8 protein-coding genes, 1 tRNA gene and 1 riboswitch are annotated in these 13,565 nt (G+C 45.5%); of the genes, 2 read left to right on the top strand and 7 right to left on the bottom strand.

The features are described from left to right. Positions 1–173 precede the first annotated feature (173 nt). From HMPREF2955_RS02115 to HMPREF2955_RS02095, 5 genes are all read right to left on the bottom strand, one after another. Positions 174–261: transfer RNA gene (locus HMPREF2955_RS02115), tRNA-Ser, on the bottom strand. A gap of 451 nt (positions 262–712) precedes the next feature. Continuing rightward, the gene (locus tag HMPREF2955_RS02110; RefSeq protein WP_246830043.1) at positions 713–2,479 is read right to left on the bottom strand and encodes a DUF4465 domain-containing protein; all 1,767 of its coding nucleotides are present in this window, start codon (positions 2,477–2,479) and stop codon (positions 713–715) included. Between the two features lie 140 nt (positions 2,480–2,619). Beyond that, the gene (locus HMPREF2955_RS02105; RefSeq protein ID WP_070720435.1) at positions 2,620–3,780 is read right to left on the bottom strand and encodes a YncE family protein; all 1,161 of its coding nucleotides are present in this window, start codon (positions 3,778–3,780) and stop codon (positions 2,620–2,622) included. A 14-nt stretch (positions 3,781–3,794) separates the two neighbouring features. After that, the gene (locus HMPREF2955_RS02100; protein WP_070720434.1) at positions 3,795–5,810 is read right to left on the bottom strand and encodes a TonB-dependent receptor; all 2,016 of its coding nucleotides are present in this window, start codon (positions 5,808–5,810) and stop codon (positions 3,795–3,797) included. Between the two features lie 40 nt (positions 5,811–5,850). Further along, positions 5,851–6,046, bottom strand: a riboswitch (cobalamin riboswitch). A gap of 117 nt (positions 6,047–6,163) precedes the next feature. After that, positions 6,164–8,641 (bottom strand): bifunctional UDP-N-acetylmuramoyl-tripeptide:D-alanyl-D-alanine ligase/alanine racemase, encoded by a 2,478-nt coding sequence (locus HMPREF2955_RS02095; RefSeq protein ID WP_070720432.1) that lies wholly within the window; start codon positions 8,639–8,641, stop codon positions 6,164–6,166. A 509-nt stretch (positions 8,642–9,150) separates the two neighbouring features. Between HMPREF2955_RS02095 and HMPREF2955_RS02090 the strand changes: the two genes are divergently transcribed. After that, positions 9,151–9,657 (top strand): outer membrane protein, encoded by a 507-nt coding sequence (locus HMPREF2955_RS02090; RefSeq protein ID WP_070720431.1) that lies wholly within the window; start codon positions 9,151–9,153, stop codon positions 9,655–9,657. A gap of 90 nt (positions 9,658–9,747) precedes the next feature. On the opposite strand, the gene HMPREF2955_RS02085 is transcribed toward HMPREF2955_RS02090, so the two are convergent. Further along, a complete protein-coding gene (locus HMPREF2955_RS02085) occupies positions 9,748–10,644 on the bottom strand; it encodes a hypothetical protein (protein ID WP_070720429.1) in 897 nt (298 codons plus the stop codon). 243 nt (positions 10,645–10,887) lie between these two features. Further along, positions 10,888–11,679, bottom strand: coding sequence for a TrmH family RNA methyltransferase (locus HMPREF2955_RS02080; protein ID WP_070720427.1), 792 nt, complete (start codon positions 11,677–11,679; stop codon positions 10,888–10,890). Between the two features lie 279 nt (positions 11,680–11,958). Here HMPREF2955_RS02080 and HMPREF2955_RS02075 point away from each other — a divergent pair, with 279 nt between their 5' ends. Next, positions 11,959–12,714 carry a head GIN domain-containing protein gene (locus tag HMPREF2955_RS02075; protein WP_070720424.1) on the top strand — a complete coding sequence of 252 codons (756 nt, stop codon included), beginning with the start codon at positions 11,959–11,961 and terminating at the stop codon, positions 12,712–12,714. The last annotated feature ends 851 nt before the right edge of the window (positions 12,715–13,565 follow it).

The raw sequence follows: 13,565 nt of genomic DNA, 5'->3' as shown, positions 1-13,565 counted from the left end.
TTAGTTAGATATTTACTGAATATCCCTATTTATATTCCCATAAATTGGTGTTTAATATACAATGATCGATTGGGGGTTAAATGATCTATGTTGGGTATGACTTTTTGCCTACTTCATTTCAATACATAATAAAGGGTGTAAACCAATAAACAGCTGATTTACACCCTTATTAGCGGAGAGAGGGGGATTCGAACCCCCGATACGCTTTAGGCGTATACAAGCTTTCCAGGCGTGCCTCTTCAACCACTCGAGCACCTCTCCTTTGCTATTTCGGGTGCAAATGTAACACATTTTATTGATGTGTGCAACACATTGCGTAGAAAAATGCGAGGGGAAGGCAGTTATGGCACTCCGCTTATCATATGTTTATCATATAATGAGGAGTCTCTTTTACCTTCAAGTAATCTTGCTCGCAATTAACGTTGCCCGTAAATAAACGAGCCCCTATCCATAAATATGTAATGAAACATATTGTTAGAAGAGTCTTTAAACACGGGTATGGGTTGTAAGTACGCACAAATCACGTTGTTGGTAGTTGTTTATAGTCAAACAGAACTGCTTTTGGAAAATAGCTGATAGAAGAATGCAACATGTGTACAGTATGGCATTAACAAGCCTTTACGCGGAGTAAAAGTTGGTGTATTGTTTGCCTACGCTTCATTTATGGCTTTCCAAATCCAATTCTGTTTGATTATAAAACGACTACGAATGCTTATTTTACCACAATCTTTCTAGTTGTTCCATCGGCATATTTCACGATGTTGATGCCCTTTATAGGTGTATTGATACGCTTGCCGTCAATGGTGTAACGAGCCACTTCACGCTTGTCGGAATCAACGGTAGGCAAGTTGTCTATGCCTGTTGTGAGATACACTTTACCGCTCTTACCATCGTTGGTGCCGTTAATATTGTCGAGACAAACGTATGAAGGCGTTGTCAAACCCCAGTCGTTATGGCGCGACCCTGTGATAGAGAACCGCAATTCTTTTACTGCGCCTAAGCTACTAAGGTCTACCCACTGCCAATTACCTAGGTAATAATGCTCGGCAGAGTTGCTCGAACGATAGTCGGCCAAGTACACTTCGGCCTTCGTTTCACTGCCATCTGCCTTTGTTCCCCAGATGGTGAGCAACAGCCAATCTCCCTTTTCAAACTCTTTTTTACCTGTTGCCCCCTTCGACATGCCATCACCATTAAGTATGCTGCTAAGTGTGTATGCGCTATTGGTTACATATAGTCCACGAACAACGTTGCCTTCGGGCTTGCCTAGCACCTCAATGGGGGCTGACTTGTCAAAGAAGTATGCCACACAATAATTGGCAGAGTTGTCGTAACCATGTCCAACGCACGAGTTAAATTGGTCGGGAGTGATGTCTTTAAAGCTTGTCGCTGTGCGATTGGAGATGCAGAAGTCGTTCCAGGAATTCCATTTAGGAATGTTGGTAACGGAAAAACGATAGTTGCCACTTGTGTACAAACTAGTCTTTGCCTCGCGGTCTGCACTGCTTGCACCAAAATAATAACCATCAGAATTTAGTGCTACATCCACATCATCAAACGTTGCAACCTTTTCTTTCAATGCCTTATCAATGGTTGCAACCGACTCTTGCAAGTGCAAATCCTCAGCTCCTACCACCTCGGTAGATGTTTCGCCCAGCCATCCTGCCATTTGTTGCTCGGCACTATACACCTTTACGAAGTCGATAAAGTCGAGTTTCACCTGCTTTCTATTCTCGTCTACGGCCCAATCAATGTCAAAGCTGTTCGCATCTTTATCGGTATTGGGTTTGTTGTCTACATATCCGTAGGCAAATTCATGCAGTTCCCAGAAGGTTGTAGCAGGGTTTTGTGTGGCATTCTTAGGCAGAAGGCTACCCTTATAGGTGATTTTAGATGGCATCCATAAGGGATAATACTCTTGGGGGTGGAACCCATTTCTCTCCACTTTACCGCTACCGCCCTTGTTATCTGTCCACGGAATGTCTTGCATGGGTGCGGAGGTATAGGTCACTTCATAACCATATACCATCCTGTTAGGCTTTTCATCATCAGCACTTCCACGCAGTTCGTACCACGGGTCGTCGGCAATGCCGTTGCGGTTAACGTCTTTCGACACCATTACAATACCAGGTTCGCTGCTGTTTTGAAAGGCGTTGCCCTCAATACATAAGTCTTTTTTGCCAGCGATATTGGCCACACTATGGTCGAAATGGAAGGTTACCGAACCGCCAAAAGCACCAAGCGTAATCAGGTCGCGCTTATTGTTAGCCAGACTCTCGGTGCATTTCTGTGCCATCTTGGCTGTATCGTCGCCTTTTTCGTATGCAGGCATCGTGTTTACAAACTGACCAGGAGCAGGCGAATAGTCAACAACTTTGTAGATGTATTGACTAGGCGCGCCCTGCTTGAAATACTGTTGTGCGGTGGCCTTTGCACCTATTAGCGTTAAGGCAACCACGAAAAGTAAAGCTTTCTTCATATTTTGTGAGTTTATGAGTTTGTGAGTTATTGAGCTTATAAGCTTTTTAGTTTTTGTGCCTTTGAGTTTCTTAGTGCATAAGCTTGTGTGTTCATCGGCTTGAACACACAAAGCCTATTAACTAAAAATTGAAAAGCTCGTTACTTATATACGAATGTCGCATGCCCAGGAATGTCGCCTGTTTGTACAGTGAAATCGTGTGTCCCATCGGGTTTAAAGTGCAAAAGGCTGCCACTCGAAACATAGTTTTTAGCGTCCATCAAGTAAAAGTCGCGTTCGATTGGGTTCACCATGATGCCGTATGGCATGGTGATTGACTTCACCTCGGGAGAGGAAAACAAGTTGGTATCAATGGTTTGGTGGGTTCTAACGTTTATAAGTCCATAGCTGATGGTGTTTTGTTTGGTGGCATTGTTCCACGCCGAGCCATAATAATATAAGGAGTCGCCAACGATTGAAAGCCCCGAAACGGGCGTGTCGATGCTGTCTATCACCTCGTAATCCTGATTGTGACCCTTATAGAGCCAATAAATGCGCGATGGAACATCGTTATAGTCGCCACGCGATGTTACCCAAATTTGCCCATAATGGTCCACTTGGCAATGGTGCAGATTTAGTCCCACCTTTATTTTCCTTATCTCCTTAAAGGTAGTAAGGTCTATTTCGCTCAGTGTGTTGTCGTAATTTGGCGCGCGATAGCCTCCACTATTGGCCACATAAAGCTTGTTGTCGACAATGCAAAGCTCTTCGGGTTGATAGCCAACCACCACCGAATCTTTCTTTTTAAAGTCCACCGTGTCTACCTTATACACCATTCCCAAAGGCACATCTTGGTCTAATTTCACCGGTCCCACGTACGAAGACACGTAGGCAAAGCCGTCTTTAAAGGCCAAATAACGGCAGTTGGGGATATTAATCTGCGTAATTCGCTTGCAGCTATCGGCCGTGGTCACTTCCACTTTGTTGGAAACGTTAACCACAATCCATAACTTGTTGCCATATATTTTGATGTCATTGCCCACGTCGCCTAGTTCTTTCACCACGTTGGGGTTACGTTCCGAGTAAATATTACGGTGGTAATGCACCGTTGGTTTGTTCTCGTCGAGGTCCAAAAAGTCTATCGATGCCTTGTTGCTCCCCATATTTCCCTCATTCAAAACGTACATGCCCACAATGTCTCCACGTGTGGGCGCAACTCCCGTATCTTGGTTTTGAGAGGGGATAATGTAGAAGTCTTCGCGACAAGAACTAACCGTCGCGAGTATCAAACATGCGAGAAAGAAGAGCGAAAATCGTTTCATTGTTGTTGCGGACGTTAAAGGGTGATGTCTATTGAGATAGCATAGTTGCGCTTAGGCATGGGATAATTCAGTATCACATCGTAGTCTTGGGCAAAAAGGTTGTTAACTTCTGCCGTTAGCTTGCATCTAAGCCCTTGCCAGTTAAAGGCATAGACAAGTGAGAGATCACTGGTGTACCATGCCGGCATGTAGTTATATACGATGTTTTCTTGCTGGTTGTAGCGTTTGCCTGCATAGATAAAGCTGTAATTCAGTTGCCATTGCTTGTAGTTTGCACCAACAATGGCCGAACCACTATGCCAAGGGATATAGGGTATCTGATGCTTGTAATACGAGTCGGAAGGGTTAGTTACGTCTCTTGCCTGCTGATAAGTATATTGCAAACGCCCCGTAAACGAAAGTTCGGGCGATGGTTGCATGGTTGTTTCGGCTTGTAGGTCGATGCCTTTGATATGCACTTTGCCGAGGTTAAGCATGGTCCATCTAAACTGTTGACCTTTGGGATAGGCCACAATCTTATCGCTCATGCTGTTGAAATAGCCGTCCACTTGCAGCCTAAAACCACGTATTAAAGATGCTCTGTATGTTTTTTCCCATACCGCCCCCACGTTATATTGCACTGCCGTTTCGGGTTTTAGCAACGCATTGCCAATCTCAGTGTAATACAACTCGTTGAAAGTGGGCATGCGAAAACTTTTCTTGGCAAAGGCGCGAAACGAGAAAGCCTTGCTGGTAAAGGGATAGAGGTTGACGAAGAGGGCAGGGGAGAACACGCTGTGGCTTGGTTCGTCTACCATTGTACGTGTGTGGTCTTTGACAAATGTACCCAAAACCGAGGCTTGTAGTTTAAGGCGGCGATAATCTATGGCAGTGGCCAACGAGATAAAGTTGCTGAAACGATGGGGAAAAACAAAGAGACGAGTATCCGAATCGAGCTTGTTCCACTTGAAATCGTAACTTAAACTAACCGACCAATTGGGCATCAGTTCCAACACATTGGCCGTAGACAGATATATTTCTTGCTGCTTGTAGGTGTTGTTTACGGGCAGTTGGGTTGGGTCGTTATTGACGTAATGGGTGTGATAGTAGGCGTATTTGGCCAACCACTGCGTGGAAAAAGCATCGGAGAAACTTTTTTGGAAACGCAATTGTGAGAAGTGATTATGGTCCGACTGCCTTTCGCCGCGCCGCCATACGTTGTTAACAATGGCCCCAGGTATTCCGCGTTGCGAATTATAGGTGTAAGCTTTCCAATTCCACATGCCGTGGTCAATCACGCCGTGCACGTTTGCTTCAGCCCTTAATGCCCAAATGTCTCCGTTTTGGCGTATGGCTGTGGTGTCGTAAGCCACAGAGCGGTCTTGGTTGTGGCGCAGATAACGAAAGCGATACTTACCACTAGACGTGAGATAGCCCATACTAAGCGAGGCGTTAACGGCCTGACTAAGTCGGTTTTCCCATAAACCCGATAGCCGATAGGTGTCGCTAGAAGCGCGACCAGCTTTAAATCTAAGGTTAAAGGGCTTGTTTATGTCGAAACGAGGCGTGCGTGTACGAATATAAACCGAACCCGCATTGCCGAAATCGCTTGCTGGTTGGAAAATGGCACTCTTCTGTCCATTGTATAAAGTAATCTCCTCTACGTTGTCTAACGATAGCTGTCCAAGGTCGATTTGTCCGTTTTGAGCATTGCCCAGCTCAATTCCATCGTAGAAAATGCCGAGGTGATTGGTGCCCATACTACGTATGTTAACCGTTTTCAGTCCGCCAACGCCGCCGTAGTCTTTTATTTGCAGTCCTGAAAAGTAGCGTAAGGCATCGGCCACACTGTGTGCGTTCAGCCTTTCAAGCACGGCTCCATCTAGCTTTTGCGAGGGAATAACCTCGCGAAAGGTGTTTTTAGACACGACAACAACCTCGCGTACATGTTGTACCGAGTCTAATGCCAACTGCCGTTTTGTATCCTGACCATGAGCAGATGCAGCGAAGAACAACGCCGCACAAGCCAAAAAGAAATGTACGCTCTGCATATTTCAAGTTCTTATCTTATAACCTTTCCTCGAGGTTAAATTAAAGATAAATGGCAATGGCAGGTCTTCTGACTTTGTAACCCGACCACAAACGCCTTCCCGAATTTCACTTGACAGAGTTCAGTGGCGCAATGTTTGTGGCCAGTAAAGGTTACTTACAGCAGCGGGACTGTTCGGGATTTTCACCCGATTCCCTTTTAATCGCTCGTAAGCGAACCTATTGCCTAGTTGTGCAAAGGTAGTGATAATATGTGGAATATGCAAGCATGATGTGCGGCGAGCTTAGTATGCGCACAGGCAGAGCCACCAATTAACTCGCCCTCACACTTGCATCTCGCCAAGAACACGCACTATTAGTCTTGAAAATAAACCCTATTTACCCTGTTGCTGATGCCCGTAAGCACCTCGTAAGGAATGGTTTGCAGCGCGTCAGACAGCACCGTTACGGGCAAGTTGTCGCCGAAGATCTCCACACTATCGCCTTCGTTACAGTCTATCCCCGTTACATCTATCATGGCTACGTCCATGCAGATATTGCCAACATACTCTGCTCGTTGGTTGTTCACCAAACAATAGCCGTTGCGGTTGCCCAATCGCCTGTTCAATCCATCTGCATAGCCAATGGGTATAGCCGCTATCACGCTATCGTGTTCAATCGTTCCGCGGCGCGAATAGCCCACAGTCTCACCAGCCTTAACCTTGTGTAGTTGCAGGATTGTAGTGCGCAACGTACTCACATTGTTGATGATTGCGTTGTTTCGAGGGTTGATTCCGTATAGGCCTAGGCCCAAGCGGCACATGTCTAACTGACGTTGCGGAAAATGTTCGATGCCTGCTGAGTTGTCGATGTGGCGCAAAATATGGTGTTCGAAGGCAGCCTGCAACATCTTGCTACCTTTATCAAAACATTCAAACTGCCGTTGCGAGAAGTTGTCGAACTGGTCGGCATCAGCCCCAACAAAGTGCGAAAACACCGATTTGGGTATCAAGGCGTTTTGGTTGTGCAGGCGTTCTATCAGTCGCGGAACATCTTTTTCGGGGTCGAACCCTAGGCGATGCATGCCTGTATCCAGCTTGATATGCACGGGAAACCCCGTTACACCCTCTTTCTCGGCGGCCTTAATGAGTGCCTCCAACAGGCGGAAACTATACACCTCCGGTTCCAAATCGTAGTCGAACATGGTTTTGAAGGCCGTCATTTCGGGATTCATAATCATGATGTTGCTGCTTATTCCGTTGCGTCTTAGCGTTGCCCCTTCGTCGGCTACGGCCACCGCAAGGTAGTCCACGCGGTGGTCTTGCAGAGTCTTTGCTATCTCTACGGCTCCTGCACCATAGCCGTCTGCCTTAATCATACACACCAACTTGGTATTGGGATGCATCATTGCGCGGTAATAGTTCAGGTTATCTACCATCGCGTTAAGGTTCACTTCGAGTGTGGTTTCGTGCACTTTCTTCACCATGAGTTCGGTCAATTGGTCGAAACCAAAACTTCGTGCGCCTTTAAGTAACACCACCTCGTTGCGCAATCCCTTAAAAACATCGCTGTGTATGAAATCTTCTACCGAGGCAAAGAAATGCCGTTCTGCCAGCGCGATGCTTTCTTTGTTGGCGCAAATCTTCGGACCTATGCCGATAAATTTCTGCACGCCGCGTTGTTCGGCTAAGTCCGATACTTCGCGATACAGTTCATCGTCGGGCAGTCCGCTTTGCAAGATGTCGCTCAACACCAGTGTTCGTTGTTGCCCATTGTGGTCGGGGCGGCGGTTCATAAAGTCGAGAGCGATGTCCAACGAGTTGATATCCGAGTTGTACGAGTCGTTGATGAGCGTGCATCCGTTAAGCCCTTCCTTCACTTCTAGTCGCATAGCCACGGGTTCGAGCCGTCTCATGCGTTCGTCTATGGTGTGCGCATCGAGTCCAAGATGCAGGCAGATGGTTGCACATACAATAGAATTGCACACCGAGGCATCATCTATAAAAGGTAGCGAATAGCTTGCAGGCTCACCTCCCTTATATATATAATGTATGGTGGTACGGGTTGGTTGCTTGTCAATCTTGGCCACAAACATGGCTGCATCAGTTGCTTTCGTAGACCAAGCCAGGCGTTCGCCCTTGTTGTTTGTTTCGTTCAGCACACGTGTAACCACGTCGTCATCGGCATTATACACCATTACCTCGGCTCCTTCGAATAGTCTTAACTTCTCGCGACACTTCTCTTCGGGGGTATCGAAGTTCTCTTCGTGGGCCGAACCAATGTTTGTCAGCACCGCAATGTTGGGCCTGATGATGTCGTGTAAAGCCTGCATCTCGCCCTTTTGACTGATGCCAGCCTCGAAAACGCCTATTTGTGAATGGCTGTTGAGCAACCAAACAGAGAGCGGTACCCCAATTTGCGAGTTATAACTGCGTGGGCTTCGCGTAACAACCATTTGCGGCGAGAGCAGTTGGTATAGCCATTCTTTCACCATTGTCTTGCCGTTGCTGCCCGTTATGCCCACAATGGGGATGGAAAAAGCCTCCCGATGGCGTTGGGCAAGGCGTTGTAAGGCCTGCCGAGTGGAAGTAACATGTAAGAAATTGGCATCGCCAAACAATTCCGCGGCGCGAGCAGGCACTTCTTCTACCACAAAGCAGCGCACACCGCGACGATAAAGTTCGGATATATAGTTGTGTCCGTCGTTTCGATTAGACCTCAAAGCGAAGAACAATGTCTCTTCTGGAAAACAGAGCGAGCGACTATCGGTGAGCACAAAACTGATGTGCGCCTCGGCATTGCCTAGACGTTGCGCCCCGATAAGCGTTGCAACCCTTTCAATGGGATATGTCATTTTCGTTTGTTCTTTAAGTTGATGCAAAGGTAGTGCAAGTTGATAAAACGGCAAAATAAATTTGACGACTATTTGAAGAATAGCCTATCGCAGGCCATTCTGGTGCTTTATGATGTGCTTTTGCAAGCAGCTGGCAAGCCGAAATAACGCGCTATTACGTGGAGAATGGCGGTTTATGATGTGCTTTTGCAAGCAGCTGGCAAGGTGTTTGCCAATAAATTGTTCTGAAAGTTTGATTGCACAAGAAGTTTTACATGTGCTACTTTCCCTTTAAACACAGCACATTCGGAAGAGTTCCAGAACAGAGTATCATACTTTTTCACGATAATTACAATTATTTTTTTTACATGAAAACACGTGTGTTATGTTTTTTTTATTTATCTTTGCCCCCTGATAGAAAGAGAAATTGATAATCAGAATAGATTTAACAGAGAATGTTATCACCTTGAACGCCCTACTAACGTATGGCTTGTAGGGGTAAAAATTAATCATTAAAAACGATAGAGAAAATGAAGAAACTTTTCTTAATGGCCGCTTTTGCCATGGTAAGTGCATTTGCGTCTGCACAGTTTGCTGTTGGTGTTCACACCTTGTATGGAACCGACGTGTCTAATCTTGGTATCGGCGTAAGGGCTCGTTACGACATTAACGAGCAGTTCCGTCTTGATGGTAACTTTAACTACTACTTCAAGAAGAACAATCTGGAATTTTGGGATCTCAATGCCAACCTGCATTACCTCTTTAATATTACCGACAAGTTTACAGCATATCCTCTTGGGGGGTTGGGTTATGTAAACACGAAAGTAACTTATACAAGTTACGAAGGCATAGATAAATATGGGAAACCCATTACTGCAGAAGTTTCTACCTCGGATGGTAGATTGGGTGTTAACCTTGGCGGTGGTGTAGATTTCGCCCTCACAGACGACCTATATCTTAATGGCGAAGTGAAATACCAAATTGTAAGTGGTTACAACCAAGCCGTGATGAGCGCAGGTATCGTTTACAAATTCTAAGTTTTAATCCTTAGACTTTAATAAAACTACAAGGCCCGGAAGGTGTTCGTTCACTTTCCGGGCTTTTTGTATGCAATGGTGTTCAGTAGCTTATTCGGTGGTTGCAGCTTGCTTTTGTTTCTTCATTTGCCTACGATGTTCGATGGAACCATAAACATAATAGAACACAAAAACGCTCCATGCCACCACAATCATGAAGATGAAAGTGGTGAGAACAATCGACCCAATGAGCAGCGCATTAAAATAAGGGGGCAGTCCCGAAGGGTCGTTCATCGTTAGTTCGCCTAATAACGACGATGTTCTAGCTCCCAAGAGAATAAAGGTGGGCAAGAAAATAATCGCGCCAAGGCATGCCGAGGCCAACACCGTAAAGAAGGTTGTGCCAATAAGGAGGCCACCGCCTCTTACTCCCGACACGTAATAGGCTATCAGGTTGCGGCGCAAACTACCATTAGGAGAGAGCAAGTAGCGCATCTCCGCATACTTAAAGGGCACCATTATCAACGCCATAAGCAACACCCATGCAACTGTTACCGCACAAACAAGCGTGATAAAGCTGGCGGTAAAGGGCTTACCAAGATGGCTCATCACCACCATTCTAACCACTACAAAGCCTATGGCCATTAATATAAGGTAAACTATTAGCTCTACACCTACGATGGCCAACGAGCGGCGAAGGTTTTGTTTCAGTCCGCTTTCGCTGACAAGCGTTATTACCGAGGCGAAGAAATAAGCCCATAAACCAAGGCTAACCACCCACGTACCAATACTTCGTACGTATGATAGGATGGTGGGAGAGGGGCTGCCTAGCGAAGTGGCAGATATTTCTTGCAGTGCAAAAAAGCCAAACAATGCCGTCGTGATGGCAAAGAGCAAGGCTGGTAACCATGTTCCCTTAATGGTTTTGGCGAAGTTAACGCCTAGCAAGTTGTTGGCTGTCTTTATGCAGCTAGATAGGCTCCTGTCTTTAATGAGTTCGGTTTCCATGTTTATATCTTTTTAAAGGGTTTCTTATTTAGTTGACGAGTTCACAAGTTCACAAGTTTACGAGTTTAAGAGTTGACAAGTTTACGAGTTGACAAGTTCACTGGTCGGCGAGTTGGTGAGTAGATGGGTTGGCAAGTTGAGCAGTCTAGTTAACAAGTTGGTAGGCGCAGCCATCTTTTCACCTTTTCACTCTTTCACCTTTTCAACCTTAAACCGCCTTTTCACTCTTTCACCTTTTCAACCTTAAACCACCTTTTCACCTTTCCCTATTGCGCCTTGTCTTCTAAACTCTGCGCACACGATGGCAGTGGCATTTGCCACGTTCAAACTTTCGGCGCGTTCTTCTCCTATGTTAAAACTAGGTATCAGAAGTCGGTGGGTCACGCGTTTCCTCACACCTTGCGAAAGGCCTTTGCCCTCGTTTCCCATCACGATTATGCCGTTTGCACTAAGCTGTTGCGTGTAGATGCTGTCACCATCGAGCAAGGTTCCGTACACAGGGAACGAGGGAGGCAAGGCATCGAGTAGGGGTTCGAGCGGCGTATAACTCACCTTAACACGGGCTATGCTGCCCATTGTGGCCTGCACCACTTTGGGATTATAAACATCTACCGTGTCGTTACTGCATACCACGTGGCGAATGCCAAACCAATCGGCCAACCTGATGATGGTGCCCAGGTTGCCAGGGTCTTGTATCCCGTCGAGCATCAGGGTCAGTTCGTTCGTTTCAATGGTGTCCGCTGTGGTGCTTTCGCCCTCGAATAGCTTAGGGAAAACGGCCAAAACCTGCTGCGGAGCCTGCATAAAACTGAGTTTGTGCAGCTCGTCGTTGCTGACGGTTATCAGTTCTGTATCCTCCTGCACGGCATTAGATAGCTGCCATTGGGGTGTGGCCACGAGCAACTTTGCAGGTGTTTTGGCAAGCAATTCGCCCACCACCTTCGGTCCTTCTGCTACAAAAACGCCTTCCGCATCACGGTGTTTCTTCGTTTCTAAGGCGCGTATGTACTTTATTTTCGCTTTACTGATGGTCATCTTATCTGCAAAGTTACGTTTTTTTTGGTAATCATGTGCAATGCCTTCGACTTATGATTAGTAAATTTGTATAAATGATGCGAAAGACTTTGTGGTAACCGCCATTTGTTGTTAAAATAGGTTTCTAAACCCGCTAAACCGCCGCCGCTTTGCTTTCTGAATGTTAATTATGCCCCCTTCATGCCTGTTTATCGCACTTCTTTTCATAGCTTTGCAACCAAAGTACGCTGAGATGCGTCTATAAGATTGTATTAATCAAGTTATAAAAAGACAGTAGAAATGAAACAAAGAATTTTGTTAATTGCTTCGGCAGTTCTCGTGTTTGGCGCATTGTTCACCTCTTCACGGGCTTATGCCGGAAACCACAAGAAGAAAGTTACCACCCAACAGAACTTAAAGTATTTTAAACGCATTGTTATGTCTACTCCCTACGACGTGCATTTTGTGCAGGGAGAGAGCAACACGGTGAAACTAGTGGGGCCACAAGCCGAGGTTTCTTCTGTTGTTCTGCGCGTAAGTGGCGAGACCTTATATATAGAAAGGGCTGCTAAGAGAAGCCGAATGTTCTTCACGTCAAGTGATGATGTTGACATTTACATCACTTCTCCCGACCTGACGCAACTAGAAATTAAGGGCTCGGGCGACTTCAAGGCTGCCCGACGTGTAGATACAGACCAGCTAACGGTATCTATCAATGGCTCTGGCGACATTGATTTTAAGGACATTATCTGCGATAAGTTGGTGGCTTCAATCAACGGCTCGGGCGACATTGAATTTGGATTTGTGGAATGCGTGAATGCAGAAGCGAGCCTTAGAGGGTCGGGCGACATCGACTTCAAACGCCTTAAAGCCGATAAATTGCAGTTCTCCGTTAAGGGTTCCGGTGACATCGAGGCCAACCTTAACGATGCTGGAAACGTTAATTGTGAGGTGTTTGGCTCTGGAACAATTAAGTTGGCAGGTGTGGCCAAGAACCTGAACAAGAACATACGCGGTTCTGGCAATGTTGAAACGCACCGCTTACAGCTAAGATAGTTCACTGTTCCCGAATGTGGAGAACAAAACTCCTTAGAAAAAATTAAGTTCGGTTTTACCACTGGCTTGTATTTGCTAGTGTACAGGCACGGCTCCTATTGTGCTACATCTTATGGTAACGCACAATAGGGGCTTTATTTGTAGGTGGGCTGTTATAGGCCGTTTGTTTACAAATCACTAGCTTATTTACTCAAGAAAACTCAATAATTCCCGAATATATCAACGTATCAACTTACAAACTCAAGAACTCATAAACTTATAAACTCAAGAACCCACAAACTTGTCAACTCATGAACCCACAGACTTATCAACTCATGAACCCACAAACTTATTAACTCATGAACCCACAAACTTATTAACTCAAGAACTCATAAACCTAATAACTCATAAACCTATAAACCTAAGAACTCATAAACTTATAAGCTCACCAACTCAAAATCTTAAATTGTTATTATTTATTTTACAAAAGCACTCAGGATTTTGCCTCGTTCTAGCGAAAAAATGGGTCAAAAAGTAGGTAAATAACCACCATTTCTGGTTATTCACTCCCTTTGTTTTGTCCATTTTCATGAAAAGTACTTGCATTTTGCACCAATTAGCCTTTCTAGTTTGGCTGTCAGCTCATGATTTTTCGAACCTAATTAACCTCTTTTTGACCCCAAAATCCACCTTTTTAACGACTATTTCACCCCTTTGAACCATGTTTCTAAAGGTTCGAGCAGGTTATACATATACCATTTCGGCGTATTTTTATGCTTTTCGTCTTGCGTTTAGCAGCATTTCACACTGCATTTTGCACCATTTTTCCTTGCATTTTGCACCATTTTGCCTTGCATTTAGCATCAAAACGC

The sequence above is a fragment of the Prevotella sp. HMSC073D09 genome (genome assembly GCF_001814145.1).
Lineage (GTDB): Bacteria > Bacteroidota > Bacteroidia > Bacteroidales > Bacteroidaceae > Prevotella > Prevotella conceptionensis.
Note: the sequence above shows the minus strand (reverse complement) of the source record. Positions and strands in the feature narration are given on the sequence as shown.

What these genes read in the sequence shown, in the direction of transcription:
- HMPREF2955_RS02110 (WP_246830043.1), bottom strand. Translation starts at nt 2,479, where the DNA reads ATGAAGAAAGCTTTACTTTTCGTGGTTGCCTTAACGCTAATAGGTGCA.
- HMPREF2955_RS02105 (WP_070720435.1), bottom strand. Translation starts at nt 3,780, where the DNA reads ATGAAACGATTTTCGCTCTTCTTTCTCGCATGTTTGATACTCGCGACG.
- HMPREF2955_RS02100 (WP_070720434.1), bottom strand. Translation starts at nt 5,810, where the DNA reads ATGCAGAGCGTACATTTCTTTTTGGCTTGTGCGGCGTTGTTCTTCGCT.
- HMPREF2955_RS02095 (WP_070720432.1), bottom strand. Translation starts at nt 8,641, where the DNA reads ATGACATATCCCATTGAAAGGGTTGCAACGCTTATCGGGGCGCAACGT.
- HMPREF2955_RS02090 (WP_070720431.1), top strand. Translation starts at nt 9,151, where the DNA reads ATGAAGAAACTTTTCTTAATGGCCGCTTTTGCCATGGTAAGTGCATTT.
- HMPREF2955_RS02085 (WP_070720429.1), bottom strand. Translation starts at nt 10,644, where the DNA reads ATGGAAACCGAACTCATTAAAGACAGGAGCCTATCTAGCTGCATAAAG.
- HMPREF2955_RS02080 (WP_070720427.1), bottom strand. Translation starts at nt 11,679, where the DNA reads ATGACCATCAGTAAAGCGAAAATAAAGTACATACGCGCCTTAGAAACG.
- HMPREF2955_RS02075 (WP_070720424.1), top strand. Translation starts at nt 11,959, where the DNA reads ATGAAACAAAGAATTTTGTTAATTGCTTCGGCAGTTCTCGTGTTTGGC.